At 65.5% G+C, this 16,231-nt stretch carries 15 protein-coding genes, 1 tRNA gene and 2 rRNA genes (1 of these 18 only partly in view); 14 read left to right on the forward strand and 4 right to left on the reverse strand.

Annotated features, from left to right (window positions below; all coding sequences use genetic code 11):
* From Q0833_RS00595 to Q0833_RS00635, 9 genes are all read left to right on the forward strand, one after another.
* Positions 1–1,092: ribosomal RNA gene (locus tag Q0833_RS00595) — 23S ribosomal RNA — on the forward strand (it extends 1,739 nt beyond the left edge of the window).
* Positions 1,093–1,179: 87 nt separating this feature from the next.
* A 5S ribosomal RNA gene (rrf, locus tag Q0833_RS00600) occupies positions 1,180–1,294 on the forward strand.
* Positions 1,295–1,338: 44 nt separating this feature from the next.
* Positions 1,339–1,415 (forward strand) — tRNA-Met (locus tag Q0833_RS00605).
* A gap of 419 nt (positions 1,416–1,834) precedes the next feature.
* Positions 1,835–2,920: an ABC transporter ATP-binding protein gene (locus Q0833_RS00610; protein ID WP_298429077.1), complete on the forward strand. Its 1,086-nt coding sequence runs from the start codon at positions 1,835–1,837 to the stop codon at positions 2,918–2,920.
* Entirely contained in the window at positions 2,920–4,020 is a 1,101-nt protein-coding gene (locus tag Q0833_RS00615; protein ID WP_298429080.1) for an ABC transporter ATP-binding protein, read from the forward strand. Before Q0833_RS00610 ends, Q0833_RS00615 begins: the two co-directional genes overlap by 1 nt.
* Positions 4,020–4,895 carry a carbohydrate ABC transporter permease gene (locus tag Q0833_RS00620; protein WP_298429082.1) on the forward strand — a complete coding sequence of 292 codons (876 nt, stop codon included), beginning with the start codon at positions 4,020–4,022 and terminating at the stop codon, positions 4,893–4,895. The genes Q0833_RS00615 and Q0833_RS00620 overlap by 1 nt, the downstream gene beginning before the upstream one ends.
* Positions 4,892–5,785, forward strand: coding sequence for a carbohydrate ABC transporter permease (locus Q0833_RS00625; protein ID WP_298429084.1), 894 nt, complete (start codon positions 4,892–4,894; stop codon positions 5,783–5,785). The genes Q0833_RS00620 and Q0833_RS00625 overlap by 4 nt, the downstream gene beginning before the upstream one ends.
* Positions 5,786–5,809: 24 nt before the next feature.
* Complete coding sequence (locus Q0833_RS00630) at positions 5,810–6,085, forward strand: DUF2160 domain-containing protein (RefSeq protein ID WP_298429087.1); 276 nt, start codon at positions 5,810–5,812, stop codon at positions 6,083–6,085.
* A gap of 76 nt (positions 6,086–6,161) precedes the next feature.
* Entirely contained in the window at positions 6,162–7,889 is a 1,728-nt protein-coding gene (locus tag Q0833_RS00635) for an ABC transporter substrate-binding protein (protein ID WP_298429090.1), read from the forward strand.
* Between the two features lie 81 nt (positions 7,890–7,970).
* On the opposite strand, the gene Q0833_RS00640 is transcribed toward Q0833_RS00635, so the two are convergent.
* Positions 7,971–8,642 (reverse strand): GntR family transcriptional regulator, encoded by a 672-nt coding sequence (locus Q0833_RS00640; RefSeq protein ID WP_298429093.1) that lies wholly within the window; start codon positions 8,640–8,642, stop codon positions 7,971–7,973.
* A 123-nt stretch (positions 8,643–8,765) separates the two neighbouring features.
* Between Q0833_RS00640 and Q0833_RS00645 the strand changes: the two genes are divergently transcribed.
* The 4 genes from Q0833_RS00645 to Q0833_RS00660 all read left to right on the forward strand — a co-directional run bounded on the left by Q0833_RS00645 (position 8,766) and on the right by Q0833_RS00660 (position 12,783).
* Positions 8,766–9,842 (forward strand): 4-hydroxythreonine-4-phosphate dehydrogenase PdxA, encoded by a 1,077-nt coding sequence (locus tag Q0833_RS00645; RefSeq protein WP_298429096.1) that lies wholly within the window; start codon positions 8,766–8,768, stop codon positions 9,840–9,842.
* Positions 9,843–9,890: 48 nt separating this feature from the next.
* Positions 9,891–10,871, forward strand: coding sequence for a TRAP transporter substrate-binding protein (locus Q0833_RS00650; RefSeq protein ID WP_298429099.1), 981 nt, complete (start codon positions 9,891–9,893; stop codon positions 10,869–10,871).
* Positions 10,872–10,945: 74 nt separating this feature from the next.
* Positions 10,946–11,500: a TRAP transporter small permease gene (locus tag Q0833_RS00655; RefSeq protein WP_298429102.1), complete on the forward strand. Its 555-nt coding sequence runs from the start codon at positions 10,946–10,948 to the stop codon at positions 11,498–11,500.
* A complete protein-coding gene (locus tag Q0833_RS00660) occupies positions 11,497–12,783 on the forward strand; it encodes a TRAP transporter large permease (RefSeq protein WP_367274929.1) in 1,287 nt (428 codons plus the stop codon). Before Q0833_RS00655 ends, Q0833_RS00660 begins: the two co-directional genes overlap by 4 nt.
* Before the next feature lie 375 nt (positions 12,784–13,158).
* Here the strand turns inward: Q0833_RS00660 and Q0833_RS00665 are convergent, their stop codons facing one another.
* From Q0833_RS00665 to Q0833_RS00675, 3 genes are read right to left on the reverse strand one after another with little or no spacing between them, the layout of a single operon-like run.
* Positions 13,159–13,947, reverse strand: a complete 789-nt coding sequence (locus Q0833_RS00665; RefSeq protein ID WP_298429105.1) for a metal ABC transporter permease — start codon at positions 13,945–13,947, stop codon at positions 13,159–13,161.
* A complete protein-coding gene (locus Q0833_RS00670) occupies positions 13,947–14,669 on the reverse strand; it encodes a metal ABC transporter ATP-binding protein (RefSeq protein WP_298429108.1) in 723 nt (240 codons plus the stop codon). Before Q0833_RS00670 ends, Q0833_RS00665 begins: the two co-directional genes overlap by 1 nt.
* Complete coding sequence (locus Q0833_RS00675) at positions 14,666–15,139, reverse strand: Fur family transcriptional regulator (RefSeq protein ID WP_298429111.1); 474 nt, start codon at positions 15,137–15,139, stop codon at positions 14,666–14,668. The genes Q0833_RS00670 and Q0833_RS00675 overlap by 4 nt, the downstream gene beginning before the upstream one ends.
* A gap of 62 nt (positions 15,140–15,201) precedes the next feature.
* Here Q0833_RS00675 and Q0833_RS00680 point away from each other — a divergent pair, with 62 nt between their 5' ends.
* Positions 15,202–16,188, forward strand: a complete 987-nt coding sequence (locus tag Q0833_RS00680; protein ID WP_298429116.1) for a zinc ABC transporter substrate-binding protein — start codon at positions 15,202–15,204, stop codon at positions 16,186–16,188.
* The last annotated feature ends 43 nt before the right edge of the window (positions 16,189–16,231 follow it).

The raw sequence follows: 16,231 nt of genomic DNA on the forward strand, positions 1-16,231 counted from the left end.
AACACAGGGCTCTGCGAAGTCGCAAGACGACGTATAGGGTCTGACGCCTGCCCGGTGCCTGAAGGTTAAAAGGAGGAGTGCAAGCTCCGAATTGAAGCCCAGGTAAACGGCGGCCGTAACTATAACGGTCCTAAGGTAGCGAAATTCCTTGTCGGGTAAGTTCCGACCTGCACGAATGGCGTAACGACTTCCCCGCTGTCTCCAACATCGACTCAGCGAAATTGAATTACCTGTCAAGATGCAGGTTACCCGCGGTTAGACGGAAAGACCCCGTGCACCTTTACTACAGCTTCAGACTGGTATCAGGCCAGGCATGTGCAGGATAGGTGGTAGGCTTTGAAGCGGTGACGCCAGTCGCCGTGGAGCCTCCCTTGAGATACCACCCTTGCCTCGCTTGATATCTAACCGCGGTCCGTTATCCGGATCCGGGACCCTCTGTGGCGGGTAGTTTGACTGGGGCGGTCGCCTCCTAAAGAGTAACGGAGGCGCGCGAAGGTTGGCTCAGATCGGTCGGACATCGATCGTTGAGTGCAATGGCAGAAGCCAGCCTGACTGCGAGACTGACAAGTCGAGCAGAGTCGAAAGACGGCCATAGTGATCCGGTGGTCCCAAGTGGGAGGGCCATCGCTCAACGGATAAAAGGTACGCCGGGGATAACAGGCTGATACTGCCCAAGAGTCCATATCGACGGCAGTGTTTGGCACCTCGATGTCGGCTCATCTCATCCTGGGGCTGGAGCAGGTCCCAAGGGTACGGCTGTTCGCCGTTTAAAGAGGTACGTGAGCTGGGTTTAGAACGTCGTGAGACAGTTCGGTCCCTATCTTCCGTGGGTGTAGGATATTTGAGAAGAGTTGCCCCTAGTACGAGAGGACCGGGGTGAACGATCCACTGGTGGACCAGTTGTTATGCCAATAGCAGTGCTGGGTAGCTATGATCGGACAGGATAACCGCTGAAGGCATCTAAGCGGGAAGCCCCCTTCAAAACAAGATATCCCTGAGGACCGTGGTAGACCACCACGTCGATAGGCCAGAGATGTAAGCGCCGTAAGGCGTTCAGTTGACTGGTACTAATTGTCCGATAGGCTTGATTTGATCCAGTAGAAGCTTGGCTTCTGATTGGACTGAACAAGAGCATACACGCACAGCGTGCTTGACTTGGAATTCGATGTGTTTCCTCGGTTTGGTGATCATAGCGCAAGCAAAACACCCGGTCCCATCCCGAACCCGGCCGTTAAGTGCTGTAGCGCCGATGGTACTGCGTCTTAAGACGTGGGAGAGTAGGTCATCGCCAAACCTAGGAAGCACATCGAATGTATCTCTCGAACGATGATGAATTGGCGCGGGATGGAGCAGCCCGGTAGCTCGTCAGGCTCATAACCTGAAGGTCGTAGGTTCAAATCCTACTCCCGCAACCATTTCCAAGATCCACGCCACAGGCCGCCTTCGGGCGGCTTTTTCGCGTTTCGCCGATGTTCATGGCGCCAGAGCCGTGAGGAGGTGGTGTACGATCGGACCACTGCACTCCCGGTCGGTCACGTCAGGCCCCCTTCCAATGCATCGCAATCTGGCAATCCTGTCGCGGGAGGGGGCGACGAGGCCCTCTGTGCGGACGACGCTCGACCTCCAATCTCAATGACGCCGGGGCAGCGCGGGTGCGATTTGGCGTTTGCGGGCTAGGTCGCCCCGGATTTCTGTCTTACGCTCACGTCAGACGATGCCGGATCCGGCGCTGTCGGTCCGTGAAGGCGGCGCTACGCCCACTCGGGCGCGACGTAGCGAAGGAACGGCCGGGGGGCTGCAGAATGCTCGGGGCATTGATGACGGGAGGTCGGGCATGAGTTTGTCGCTGCAGGGCGTGACACAGCAGGTGGGTGCCCAGACGCATATCCACCCGACGGATCTGACGCTTGAGAACGGTACGATGAACGTGCTGCTCGGGCCGACATCCTCGGGGAAAACGACGCTGATGCGGCTGATGGCCGGGCTCGACCAGCCGACCTCCGGGCGCGTCGTCTGGCAGGGTGAGGACGTCACGGGGATGCGGGTGCAGGATCGCAAGGTCGCGATGGTCTACCAGCAGTTCATCAACTACCCGTCGATGACCGTGCGCGAGAACATCGCCTCTCCGATGAAGCTGATGGGAATCGACCGGGGCGAAATCGACCGACGGGTCGAGGAAACGGCCGAGATGATGAAGCTGACCCCGATGCTGGAGCGCAAGCCGCTGGAGCTCTCGGGCGGTCAGCAGCAGCGCTGCGCCCTGGCGCGCGCGCTGGTGAAGAATGCGGGCCTCGTCCTGCTCGACGAGCCGCTCGCCAATCTCGACTACAAACTGCGCGAGGAGCTTCGCGCCGAGATCCCCCGCATCTTCGAGGCCTCGGGCGCGATCTTCGTCTACGCCACGACCGAGCCCGAAGAGGCGCTGCTCCTCGGGGGGCATTGCGCCACGCTCTGGGAGGGGCGGGTGACGCAATTCGGACCGACTGCCGAGGTCTACCGGCAGCCCGCTGACGCGACCACGGCGCGGGTCTTTTCGGACCCGCCGATGAACTTCCTGACGCTACAGAAGCGCGGCGACGCCATGACCTACGGCGCCGATGACGCGCTGCCGCACGGCCATCTCGGGGGAGGGCTGCCCGACGGGACCTATCTTGCCGGGTTCCGACCCAACCATCTTTCGCTGGAGCCGGTCGAGGGCGCGATCCGATTCGAGACGACGCTGACGGTCACCGAGATCACCGGGTCCGAGACCTTCGTCCATCTCGACCATCACGGCGAGCGGTGGGTCGGCCTGATCCACGGCATCCGCGACCTCGCGCCGGGGCAGGCGCTGGACGTCTATCTCCACCCGTCGCGGGTCTATCTCTTCGATGCAGACGGCGCGCTCGTCGTCGGCGCCAGCTATGCAGAGGCCGCCTGATGGCCAAGATCACGCTCGACAATCTGGCGCATTCCTACATGGCGAACCCGAAGGGGCCCGACGATTTCGCCCTGAAGGAGCTGCACCACGACTGGACCGATGGCGAAGCCTACGCCCTTTTGGGGGCGTCTGGCTGCGGCAAGTCCACGCTCCTGAACATCATCTCCGGGCTTCTGCGCCCGAGCCATGGTCGCGTGCTCTTCGACGGGCAGGACGTCACCGATGCGCCCACCGCCGAGCGCAACATCGCGCAGGTGTTCCAGTTCCCGGTCGTCTACGACACGATGACCGTCCGCGAGAACCTCGCGTTTCCGCTGAAGAACCGCGGCCTTCCGGCGGATGAGATCGCGCGCCGCGTCCAGAAGGTCGGCGCGATGATCGACATGGAGGATCAGCTCAACCGCAAGGCGCGAGGCCTGACGGCGGACGCCAAGCAGAAGATCAGCCTTGGGCGCGGCATGGTGCGCGAGGACGTGAACGCGCTCCTCTTCGACGAGCCGCTGACCGTGATCGACCCGCACATGAAATGGGAGCTTCGCACCCAGCTCAAGAAGCTGCACGACGATTTCGGTCACACGATGATCTACGTGACGCACGACCAGACCGAGGCGCTGACCTTCGCCGACAAGGTCGTCGTGATGCATGACGGGCGCGTGGTGCAGATCGGCACCCCGCGCGAGCTGTTCGAGCGGCCGGCCCACACCTTCGTCGGGTATTTCATCGGCTCGCCGGGGATGAACCTGTTTGACGCAACACTGGACGGGCGCCTGGCGCGGATCGGCGCGACGGCGATCGACCTCGGGGCCGTCTATTCGGGCGAGGGGCGCATCCAGATCGGCGTGCGGCCCGAATTCATCCAGCTCCGGTCCGGTGGCGAAGGTCTGCCCGCCACCATCACCCGGATCGAGGATGTCGGGCGGCACAGGATCGTCCGGCTCGACGTGATGGGCCACGAGGTCAGCGCGATCGCGGGCGAGGGTGATCCCATTCCCGCCGATGTCGACCGCATCGGATTGGCGCCCGAGGGCATCAACGTCTACGCTGATGACTGGCGCCTCGCGCCGATCGGGTCGGATGACACACAGGGGAGGGTTGCGTGATGCAGAAGACCGTCAACCACAAGGCCTGGTTCCTCGTCCTTCCGGTGCTGCTGCTTGTCGCGTTCTCAGCGGTCATCCCGTTGATGACGGTGGTGAATTACTCGGTTCAGGACACCTTCGGGAACAACCAGTTCTTCTGGGCCGGCCTTGCCTGGTTCGAGGAGATGCTGGCGTCCGAGCGGATGTGGAACGCGCTGGCCCGCCAGCTGACCTTCTCGGCGATCATCCTCGCCATCGAGGTGCCGCTGGGCATCTTCGTCGCCCTGAACATGCCGAAATCGGGCTTCTGGTCGTCCTTCTGCCTCGTGGCGATGTCGCTGCCGCTGCTGATCCCGTGGAACGTGGTGGGCACGATCTGGCAGATCTTCGGGCGCGTCGATATCGGACTGCTGGGCTATACGCTCGACGCGCTGGGGATCGACTACAACTACACGCAGAACACCGTCGATGCGTGGGTCACCGTGATCGTGATGGATGTCTGGCACTGGACGTCGCTGGTCGCCCTTCTGGCCTTTGCCGGCCTGCGTTCGATCCCCGACGCCTATTACCAGGCCGCCAAGATCGATCAGGCGAGCCGCTGGGCCGTCTTCCGCTTCATCGAGCTGCCCAAGATGGCGGGTGTCCTGATGATCGCGATCCTTCTGCGCTTCATGGACAGCTTCATGATCTACACCGAACCCTTCGTCGTCACCGGCGGCGGTCCGGGCAATGCCACGACCTTCCTGTCGATCGACCTCGTGAAGATGGCGCTGGGGCAGTTCGACCTCGGGCCGGCGGCGGCGTTCAGCCTGATGTACTTCCTCGTGATCCTGCTGATCTCCTGGGTGTTCTACACCGTCATGACCAATCTCGACGCGCGGGAGTCCCGGGGATGACCGACAACACCGTCCAGGCCCCCGGCGCCGGCACCATCCCCGGCAATGTCGCCACCTCGCGGCCCAATGCCGCGACCCGAAGGCGCTTCCGCCCATCGGGCAGCGCGGTGGTCATGACGCTGTATCTGCTGTTCCTGCTGGTGCCGATCTACTGGCTCCTGAACATGAGCCTGAAGACCAATTCCGAGATTCTCGGGGCCTTCTCGCTCTGGCCGCGCGACCTGACGCTGGCGAACTACGCCAAGATCCTGAACGACCCGTCCTGGTACATGGGCTACGTCAATTCGCTGATCTACGTAGTGATGAACACGGTGATCTCGCTGACCGTCGCGCTGCCCGCGGCCTATGCCTTCTCGCGCTACAGCTTCATGGGCGACAAGCACCTGTTCTTCTGGCTCCTGACCAATCGGATGGCCCCGCCCGCGGTCTTCGCGCTGCCGTTCTTCCAGCTCTATTCCTCGGTCGGGCTCTTCGACACGCATATCGCTGTCGCCCTTGCCCACTGCCTCTTCAACGTGCCGCTTGCGGTGTGGATCCTCGAAGGCTTCATGCGCGGTGTCCCCAAGGAAATCGACGAAACGGCCTATATCGACGGCTATTCCTTCGGCGGTTTCTTCGTGAAGATCTTCATGCCCCTGATCGCCTCCGGCATCGGCGTCGCAGCCTTCTTCTGCTTCATGTTCTCGTGGGTCGAACTGCTTTTGTCGCGCACGCTGACGACGGTGGATGCCAAGCCCATCGCGGCGATCATGACGCGGACGCAAGGGGCATCGGGCATCGACTGGGGCGTGCTCGCCGCGGCCGGCGTGCTGACGATCGTGCCCGGCGCGCTCGTGATCTATTTCGTGCGCAACTACATCGCCAAGGGCTTCGCCCTGGGGCGGGTGTGATGATCGGTCCAGAGGAGATGCGTCATGCTTGACTGGATGGCCTGGACCTGGCCCACGGCGGCGTTCTTCGGGGTGATCGCGCTCCTGCTCGTGACCTTCACGGTGCTCGCGATCCGCTATCCCGAGACGCCGCGCACCGGCATCCTCAGGATCGAGACGACGCGGGGCGACCGACTGTTCATCACGCTTCTGGGCTCGGCCTTCATCAACCTGATCTGGCTCGCGCTGGGGATCGGTCCGCAATATTGGGCCCTCGTCCTCTGCCTCGCCTACGCCGCCGCCGTGTTCCGGTGGGTCTAGGCGATACCGAATTCGTGCCGCCTTCGGGCCGGCGCGGGTAACCAAGAAAACGTCCAAGACCAATGGGAGGTAAAGGATGAAAACCCTGATACGATCAACGAGCGCGATGGGGATGGCACTCGCGCTGCTCGCCGGGCCGGCCTTCGCGGACATGGAGGCCGCGATGTCGTTCCTCGACAACGAGATCGACGGTCTCTCGGTCCTCACCCGCGAGGAGCAGGAAGCCGAGATGCAGTGGTTCGTCGATGCGGCCCAGCCCTTCGCCGGCATGGAGATCAACGTCGTCTCCGAGACGATCACGACCCACGAATACGAAAGCCAGGTGCTGGCACCCGCCTTCACCGCGATCACCGGGATCTCGGTGACGCACGACCTGATCGGCGAGGGCGATGTCGTCGAGAAGCTGCAGACGCAGATGCAGTCGGGGCAGAACGTCTATGACGCCTATGTCAACGACTCCGACCTGATCGGCACGCATTGGCGCTATCAGCAGGTGCGCAACCTGACCGACTGGATGGCGAACGAAGGCGCGGACGTCACCTCGCCCACGCTGAACCTCGACGACTTCATCGGGCTCCAGTTCACGACGGCGCCCGACGGCAAGCTTTACCAGCTGCCCGACCAGCAGTTCGCAAACCTCTACTGGTTCCGCTACGACTGGTTCAATGACGAGAAGAACAAGACCGACTTCATGGACACCTTCGGCTACGAGCTGGGTGTTCCGGTCAACTGGTCGGCCTACGAGGACATCGCCGAGTTCTTCACCGGCCGCGACCTGAGCCACATGGGCGTCGAAGGCGACGTCTACGGCAACATGGATTACGGCAAGAAGGACCCGAGCCTTGGCTGGCGTTACACCGACGCATGGATGTCGATGGCCGGCATGGGCGACGTGGGCGAACCCAACGGCCTTCCGGTCGACGAGTGGGGCATCCGCGTCAACGAGAACAGCCAGCCCGTCGGCTCCTGCGTGGCTCGGGGCGGCGCGACGAACTCGCCCGCCGCGGTCTATGCGGTCAACAAGGCGATCGAATGGCTGCAGAAGTACTCGCCGCCCTCGGCTGCCGGTATGACCTTCGGCGAAGCGGGTCCGATCCCGGCGCAGGGCCAGATCGCCCAGCAGATGTTCTGGTACACCGCGTTCACCGCCGACATGGTCGGTGACGGCGCGGCGGCGGTGCTCAACGAGGACGGTACGCCCAAGTGGCGCATGGCCCCCTCGCCGCACGGCGTCTACTGGAAGGACGGCCAGAAGGTCGGCTATCAGGACGTGGGATCGTGGACGCTGATGCAGTCCACGCCCGTCGACCGGGCACAGGCCGCGTGGCTCTACGCGCAGTTCGTGACCTCGATGACGGTGGACCTCAAGAAGTCCGACGTGGGTCTCACGTTCATCCGCGAGTCGACGATCAACTCCGACCACTTCTCGGAGCGTGCCAACCTTCTGGGTGGTCTGATCGAGTTCTACCGCTCGCCCGCCCGCGTGGCGTGGTCGCCGACCGGGACGAACGTGCCGGACTACCCCAAGCTGGCACAGCTCTGGTGGCAGAACATCGGTGACGCCATGTCCGGCGCCAAGACCGCACAGGAAGCGCTCGACGCGCTGTGCGAGGCGCAGGAAAGCGTGCTGGAGCGTCTCGAGCGCGCCGGCGTGCAGGGCGATATCGGTCCGGTCATGAACGACGAGCAGGACCCGCAGGTCTGGTTCGACATGGACGGCGCGCCCTATGCCAAGATCGAGAACGAGGACGAGGAGCCGATGACGGTCTCCTACGACGAGCTCGTCCAGTCCTGGCAGCAGTGATCCGTCACTGAGCGACACCGGGCCGGGCCGCATCCAAATGCGGCCCGGCCCTTCTTGTTTCGGGAAACGGTGTCGCGTCGGTCAGTCGTCAGATGTGACGACGTTGCGCACGCGGTCCCAGGTGTTCGTCAGATGCCGCTCCATGGTCTCGGCCAGCCGCTCGCCGTCGCGCGCGCGCAGGGCCTCGGCCATCTCGGCATGCTCCTCGACCGCCGCCTGCCAGAAATCCTCTTGCCGGTTGCCGATGAAGCGGATGCGCTTCAGGCGGGCCTGCAGGCTTCTTTGGGTCTCGGCCAACGCCTCGTTGCCCGTGATCTCGGATAGCCGCGTATGGAATGCCTGGTTCAGCTTGTAATAGGGCAGGCGGTCGCGCGCTTCGTAGAGCGCCATCATCCGGTCGTGGATCTCGAGCAATTCGTCGATCTCGGCATCCGAGGCCCGCGCGCAGGCAAGACGGCCCGCAAAGGCCTCCAGATGGGCCTGCAATTCCAGCATCCCGCGCACCTCGTCGGCCGAGAGCTTCCGCACGACGCTGCCCCGTGACGGTCGGATCTCGATCAACCCTTCGGCGGCCAGCGTCCGCAGCGCTTCGCGGAATGGGGTGCGCGAAATGCCCAGCTTCACGATCAGCACGGCCTCGTCGATCCGGTGCCCCGGCTCCAGGTGGCCTTCGATGATCAGGTCCCTGATCTGCTCGACGGCCTGATCGTGCAGGCTGCGTTTGGCGATGGTGCGGATCGGGGTCGAATGCATGTCGCGGGCGACTCGTCTGGTGGGCCTGACACGCACCTATCAGCCTTCCGCTTGTCATTCGAGACCGCGTGTGTATTTTGTATACAAACGGGAGGCGGGATGACGGAGCAGCGGCGAATCGCAATGGCCCTCGGCGATGCCGGCGGCATCGGTCTCGAGCTGGCGGCCCGCGTTCTGGCCGACGCCTCGGCGGGTGCCGACATCACCGTCTTCGGCGATGCCCGCGCGCTGGCGCTCGGGGCTTCGCAGGCGGGTGTGACGCTGGACGTGCCGTCCGTCACGCCGGGCGATGTGACTCGGCCGGGCAAGGGGACCGTGCTGGTCGATCTGCACAACTCCGATCCGGCCGACGCCTCCGTGGGCAAGGCCACGGGTGCGGCCGGGAATGCGGCGCTGGAGAATTTCCGGGCGGCCCTTCTGGCGGCGCGCGCGGGCCTCGCCGACGCCGTGGCCTTCACCCCCTTCAACAAGGCCGCCATGCGGATGGCCAAGCCCGACCATGTCGACGAGATCGGGTTCATCGACGCGGTTCTCGACGCGCCGCGCTCGGGGCGGGAATTCAACGTGCTCGACGAGGTATGGAACGCCCGCGTGACGTCCCATATCCCGCTGCGCGACGTCGCGGGCACCCTGAGCACGGACCGCATCTTCGACAGCTTGGCGCTGACGATCGAGGTCATGGAGGACGCGGGCTTCGACCGCCCGCGTATCGGCGTCGCCGCACTCAACCCCCATGCGGGCGACGGGCGCAATTTCGGGACCGAGGATGACGACATCATACTGCCCGCCGTCGCACGCGCACAGGCCCGACAGATGGCGGTCATCGGCCCCGTGCCGTCGGACACCGTCTTCGTGCGGGCGCTCAAGGGCGAGTTCGACGCCGTGCTGACCATGTTCCACGACCAGGGCCAGATCGCGATGAAGCTGATCGGGTTCGATCGCGGCGTGACGCTGATCGCGGGCTACGGCTTCCCGATCGTCACGCCCGCCCACGGCACCGCCTACGACATCGCGGGGCAGGGCATCGCGGATACGGGCGCGACGCTGGCGGCGCTGGCGCTGGGGCGCAAGCTTGCTGCGCGACGCCCGCCGAAGACCATGGATGACGCGGCGCGCGCGGAGTTGCGCGCGGCGCTGATGACCCGGCCGGACTGGTCGGCCGGGACGACCGGCCTCAGCGAGGCGGCTGCCGGGGGCTAGGACCGTCGGCGCGGGCCGACTGAACGAAGATCATTCTGGGAGGATGACATGAGAACGATGAAGCTGGGCGCGCTGGTCGCGCTGACACTTGGGTGGGGCGGCACGGTCACCGCGCAGGAAGAGATCATTTTCGGTGTCTCGGCCACGCCGAACTCGCTGCAGGGCCAGTCGGCCTACGAATTCCAGCGTCGCGCAAACGAAAAGCTGGGCGATCTGGGCGAGGTCACGGTCTTCGACAGCTCGCAGCTCGGCAAGGACAAGGACATGCTCCAGAAGATCCGGCTGGGCACGATGCACATCACGCTCCCGTCGTCGGTCATGCCCGAGATCGCGCCGGAATACGCGATCTTCGATCTGCCCTTCCTCGTGGCCGATCGCGACCATCTCGCGCGGATGGACGAGACGCTGTTCAGCGGCACGCTCGTGCCCGCCGCCGAGGCCAAGGGCTACCGCCCGCTTGCGGTGTGGGAGAACGGGTTCCGGCAGATCACCAACAACGAGCGCCCGGTCAACGTGCCCGCCGATCTCGACGGCCTGAAGATCCGTACGCCCAATTCGTCCTGGCGCGTCTCGATGTTCGAGGAGTGGGGCGCCAATCCGACCCCGATGTCCTTCTCGGAGGTGTTCGTCGCACTCCAGACCGGCGTCATCGACGGGCAGGAGAACCCGCTCACCAACATCGCGGGCGCGAAGTTCGAGGAGGTGCAGAAGTACCTCTCGATGACCGGCCATGTCTATTCGCCCGCCTATCCGACCGTGGGCGTCGAGACCTTCGAGAAGCTCGATCCGGCGATCCAGGAGATCCTCGCCGAGACGGCGCAGGAAGTGGCCGTCTGGGCCCGCGAGCAGGGCGCCGCTCAGGATGACGAGCTGCTGACCAAGTTGACCGATGCGGGCATGGAGGTGAATGTCGCCGACCGCGCGGCCTTCGTCGAAGCCTCGGGCCCCATCTACGAGAAGTTCGCGACCGAGGTCGAGAACGGGCAGGCCATGATCGACGAGGCGATGTCCCTCGCCAACGGCTCCTGACCCCGACGCCATGACACGGGGCGGCGCGCCGATCCGGCCGCGCCGCCCTCTCGTCCCGCACTGGATCGCATGACATGCGCAAGACGGCCATCCGCACGCTCGATCTCGGCCTTCAGGTCGCGACCCTCGCGATGATCGTCCTGTTGGCGGGCATCGTCCTGATGGGCGTGGCCTTCCGTTATTCGGGCGCGTCGCTGATCTGGTATGACGAAGTCTCCTCCGTCCTCCTGGCCTGGATCACCTTCACGGGCGCGGCGCTCGCGGTGCTGCGCAACGCGCATCTGGGGTTCAACGGGCTCCTCTTCGGGTTGCCGATGCCGTTTCGGATGATCCTGTTCTGGGTGGTCGAGGCGCTCTTCGTCGTGACCTTCGCAATCGTCGTCTGGGGCGGCTGGGCGATCCTCGAATTCTTCGGCACCGAGACGATGACGACCCTTCGCTTCGTGCCGCGCGTCGTGGTGCAGGGAGTCTTGCCCGTGGCGGCGGCGCTGATGATCCTTGGCCGCCTCCTGACCCTGCCCGAGCGGCGCGACGCGATCCGCGCGGGCCGCGACCCCGAAGCCGAGGAGATCTCGCACGAAATCGCGCGGGCCGAGGCCGAACTGGCGCGGGCGGGCCGTCGCCCGTGACCGAAGCGCTCGTCCTCCTCTCGATGTTCCTCCTGATCGCCATGGGCCTGCCCATCGCGGTGTCGATTCTCGCCAGCGCGCTGGTCGGCGTCTGGCTCCTGAACGGCTCGCTCGGATTCCTGAACGCGGCGCTGTCGCTCTTCGACGGGGCCACCAGCTTTCCGCTGATCGCGATCCCGCTTTTCATCCTTGCGGGCGCATTGATGAACACGGGCGGCATTTCGGTCCGGCTGATCGCCTTCGTCTCGGCGCTGATCGGCTTCGTCCGGGGCGGGCTGGCGATGGTAAATGTCGGTGTGTCGCTGTTCTTCGCCGAGATTTCGGGCTCGGCCGTGGCGGATGTCGCGGCAACCGGTTCCGTCCTGATCCCGGCGATGAAGCGCAAGGGCTACGCGCCCCGCTTCGCCGCCGCCCTGACCTCGTCCACCGCGTCGCTCGCGATCATCATCCCGCCCTCGATCCCGATGATCCTCTACGGTGCGCTCTCAAACACCTCCATCGTGCAGCTCTTCGTCGCTGGCATCGTGCCGGGTCTCATGGGCGCGTCGCTCCTGATGGGCATGTGCTACTATTTCGCGGTGCGCTACGACCTCCCGCGCGAGGACGGCTTCTCCCTCGCCCGGCTGGGCCGAGCCACCCGCGAGGCGGCCTGGGCGCTGATGCTGCCGGTCATCATCCTCGGCGGCATCTTCGGCGGTATTGTCACGGCGACCGAGGGCGCCGGGCTCGCCGTCCTCGCGGCGCTGGCCATCGGGCTCCTGGTTTACCGCGAGCTGAACCTCCGGAAGCTCTATGCTGCGCTGATCGACGGCGTGCTCCAGACCTCCGTGGTGATGCTGCTCGTGGCGTCCTCGGCGGTGCTCGGGCTCTACCTGACCGAAACCCAGATGCCGCAGAAGCTGGCCGCCGGCATCACGACGCTGACCGAAAACCCGTTTCTCGTCCTCATGATCATCAACGTGTTCCTTCTGTTCGTCGGCATGGTCCTGCACGGGGCCGCGGCGATCATCCTGACGGTCCCGATCTTCATGCCGCTGGTGAACCAGCTCGGGATCGACCCGGTGCATTTCGGCATCCTCCTCACGCTCAACATCGCGCTAGGCCAGCAGACGCCGCCGGTCGCGAGCGTCCTCGTCACCGCCTGTTCGATCGCCAAGACCGACGTCTGGGCCACGACGAAGACGAACCTGCCCTTCATCGGCGTGCTGGTCTTCGTCCTGCTGACGGTGACTTACGTCCCCGCGGTCCCGCTCTGGCTGGTCGGCGTATTCTACGGGCCGTGACAGGCGGGCGCCGTCAGCCGAGTTCCAGCGACGTCGCCATGGCCGGAATTCCAGCCCTCGCCCGCCGCCCAGTCCAGCTCCAGCCGCAACTCGGGCAGCGTCATTCGACGGCAGACGGTCATGCCGCCACGCGCGCCCGGGCGCGCCACGACAGCCGCGTCGCGGCCCGCACCAGGCGGGTCGCGCCATCGCCTCGCCTCAGGTCGGACTGGCCCTGCGTTCCGAGATCGACCATCTGCATCTTCCGCGGCGTCCATCCTCGACGGTTCGGTCGCGGTGATCGGAATTCCCGCGGCATCGCCGGAATGCTATCCGATCGGAACCGCCCTTGTCCGGTCTGCCGCAATCCGCCTGCCCCGCCCGCAGCGGGCGCCCCTAGCGGCGCACCTTTTCGACCACGAGGGAGATCGCGAACAGCAGGGCCGCGACGCAGACGATGCTCGGGCCGGTCGGTGCGTCGGTGATGAAGGACAGCGCGACGCCGCCCAGCGCCGCGATCGCCCCGGCCAGTGTCGCGAGGACGGCCATGCCCTCCGGTGTCGCCGAAACCGTGCGCGCCGCCGCCGCCGGGATCAGCAGCATGGCCGAGATCAGGAGGGCCCCCACGACCTTGATGGCCACGGCGACCGTAATTGCCAGCGCCAGCGTCAGGATCAGTTGCTCGCGGCGCGCGGCGATGCCGTCGGCCTGCGCGAGATCCGCTCCCAGCGTTGCCGTCAGGAGCGGGGTCCATCGCCAGGCCAGAAGGCCGAGGACGATCCCGGCCCCGCCCCAGATCACCCAGAGGTCGATTGGGCGCACTGCGAGGATGTCCCCGAAGAGGAAGGACGTGAGGTCGATGCGGATGCCCGGCACGAAGGTCACGGCCACGAGGCCCGTGGCCAGCGCCGTGTGACTGAGCACGCCGAGGACCGTGTCCGACGCGCGGCGCCGTCCCGTCATGAGCGTCACGCCGACCGCCATGCTCGCCGCCACGAGAAGGACCCCGAGGCTGACCGAGACGCCGAAGGCCAGCGCCAGCGCCACGCCGAGGATCGACGCGTGCGCCGTCGCGTCGCCGAAATACGCCATCCGCCGCCAGACCACGAAGCAGCCCAACGGCCCGGTCGCGACGGCGACACCCAGTCCGGCAAGCGCTGCGCGGACGACGAAATCGTCGAGCATCAGCCGGCATCTCCGTGGTGGTGATGGTGATGCTCGTGGCGGTAGAGGGCCAGTGCGCCCTGCGTGCCGGTCCCGAAGAGCGCGCGGTATTCCGGCGCCGAGGCGACATGCTCGGGCCGCCCATCGCAGCAGATATGACCGTTGAGGCAGACGACCCGATCCGAGGCCGCCATGACCACGTGCAGCTCGTGGCTGATCATCAGAACGGCACATCCGGTCTCGTCGCGGATCTCGGCCAGGCGCTGATAGAAGTCGGCGGAGCCGGGCTGGTCGAGGCCCTGCGTCGGCTCGTCAAGGAGGAGGATCTGTGGGTCCCCAAGCAGAGCGCGCGCAAGAAGAACGCGTTGCCGCTGTCCCCCCGAGAGATCGGCCATCTGGCTGTCGGCCAGCGCGGCGATGCCTGCCCGCGCCATCGCCGCCTCAAGACGGTCGCGCGCGGTCCGGCGGGGCAGGTTCAGGAACCGGCGCACCGTGAGCGGCAGCGTTGCGTCGAGCGCGAGCGTCTGTGGCACGTATCCGATCCGGAGCCCGGGCGCGCGTTCGATCCGGCCGGCGGCGGGCAGGGCCCCGATGATCGTGCGCAGCAGCGTGGACTTGCCTGACCCGTTCGGCCCGACGATCGTGACGATCTCGGCAGGCGCGACCGACAGGTCGATGTCATGCAGGATTCGGCGTCCGTCGAGATGTACCGAGATGTTCGTCAGGGCGAGAAGGGGCGTCACGCGGCGGTCTCGCGGCAGGCGGGGCAGAGCCCTTCCAGTTCGATCGAGCTGCGTTCGATCTCGAACCCGGCATCTCGGGCGATCGGGTCGACCGCGGCGGGATCGGCCTGCGCTTCGGCCACCGCATCGCAGGCGCGGCAGATCAGGAACATCGGGTCGTGAGGCTGGCCGGGACAGATGCAGGCGACGAAGGCGTTGCGCCGTTCGATGCGGTGCGCGAAGCCCTGCGCCCCGAGAAACTCCAGCGCGCGGTAGATGGTCGGCGGCTGCGGTGAATGCCCGTCGGCGCGCATTCGCTCGACGATGTCGTAGGCACCGAGCGCGCGATGCTCGCGCAGCAGGATTTCCAGCACCTGTCGGCGTCCCGGCGTCAACTGGAGTTCGCGCGCGGCGCAATGCGCCTCGGCTGCGGCGAGGGAGGTCTCGACACAGTCGGAATGATCGTGACGGGTAAAGCCGATTGGGGTCATGAGAGGTTGATATGTTATAATGTTGCGTCTAACAAGCGCTCGTCCTGATCCGGAGATACATCATGATGCGCGCCCTTGTCCTATCCCTCGTCGCCATGCCCGCCTGGGCCGAGCCGCCGCATGTCGTCACCGACATCGCGCCGGTCCATTCCTTGGTGGCGCGCGTGATGGACGGCGTCGGCACGCCCGATCTGATCCTGCCCCAAGGTGGATCGCCCCATGATTACAGCCTGCGCCCGTCCCAGGCCGGCGCGCTCGAATCGGCGGATGCAGTCGTCTGGATCGGTCGCGAACTGACGCCATGGCTGGCCGACGCGCTCGAGGCGCTGTCCGAGGAGGGCGCATCGCTGGAGCTTCTCGACGTGCCCGGCACCCGTTTGATCGAGGGGCACGACCATGGCGATCATGGCGATCACGCGGAGCATGCCGACGAAGGTCATGATGATCATGGCCACGACGACCATGGCCATGACGATCACGGACATGACGACCATGCGAGCGACGAGGGCGGGCACGAGGTTCACGACCATGGCGGGCTCGATCCCCATGGCTGGCTCGATCCGGAGAACGGCATTCTGTGGATCGACGCGATCGCCGCGCGGCTCTCGGCGCTCGACCCCGAGAATGCCGTCATCTACGCCGCGAATGCCGAAGCGGGGCGCGCCGAGATCACGGACGCCGCCCGGAAGATAAGCACTCGCCTCGACGCGCTGCCCGACCGCGGATTCGTCGTGTTCCATGACGGCTACGGCCCGTTCGAAGCCGCGTTCGATCGTCCGGCCTTCGGCGCCATCGCGCGCGGCGACGCGGCCGATCCCGGAGCCGCCCACATCGCCGAGTTGCGCGCCGCCATCGCGGACGAATCGGTCATCTGCGTCTTCGGCGAGGCACAGGCCAATTCCGGTCTCGTGGATACGGTGATCGAAGGCTCCGACGCCCGGACCGCGGTGCTGGACCCGCTCGGAATGCAACAGGCGCTGGGCCCCGATCTCTATGTCAAGACACTGACAGCATTGGCAAACAGCATCGCGTCCTGCCTCGAGTCCTGACAGGACTCGACAAACCCGCGCAACATGAGAACATTAGGGGAAC

This window comes from uncultured Jannaschia sp., assembly GCF_947503795.1.
Classification (GTDB): Bacteria; Pseudomonadota; Alphaproteobacteria; order Rhodobacterales; family Rhodobacteraceae; genus Jannaschia.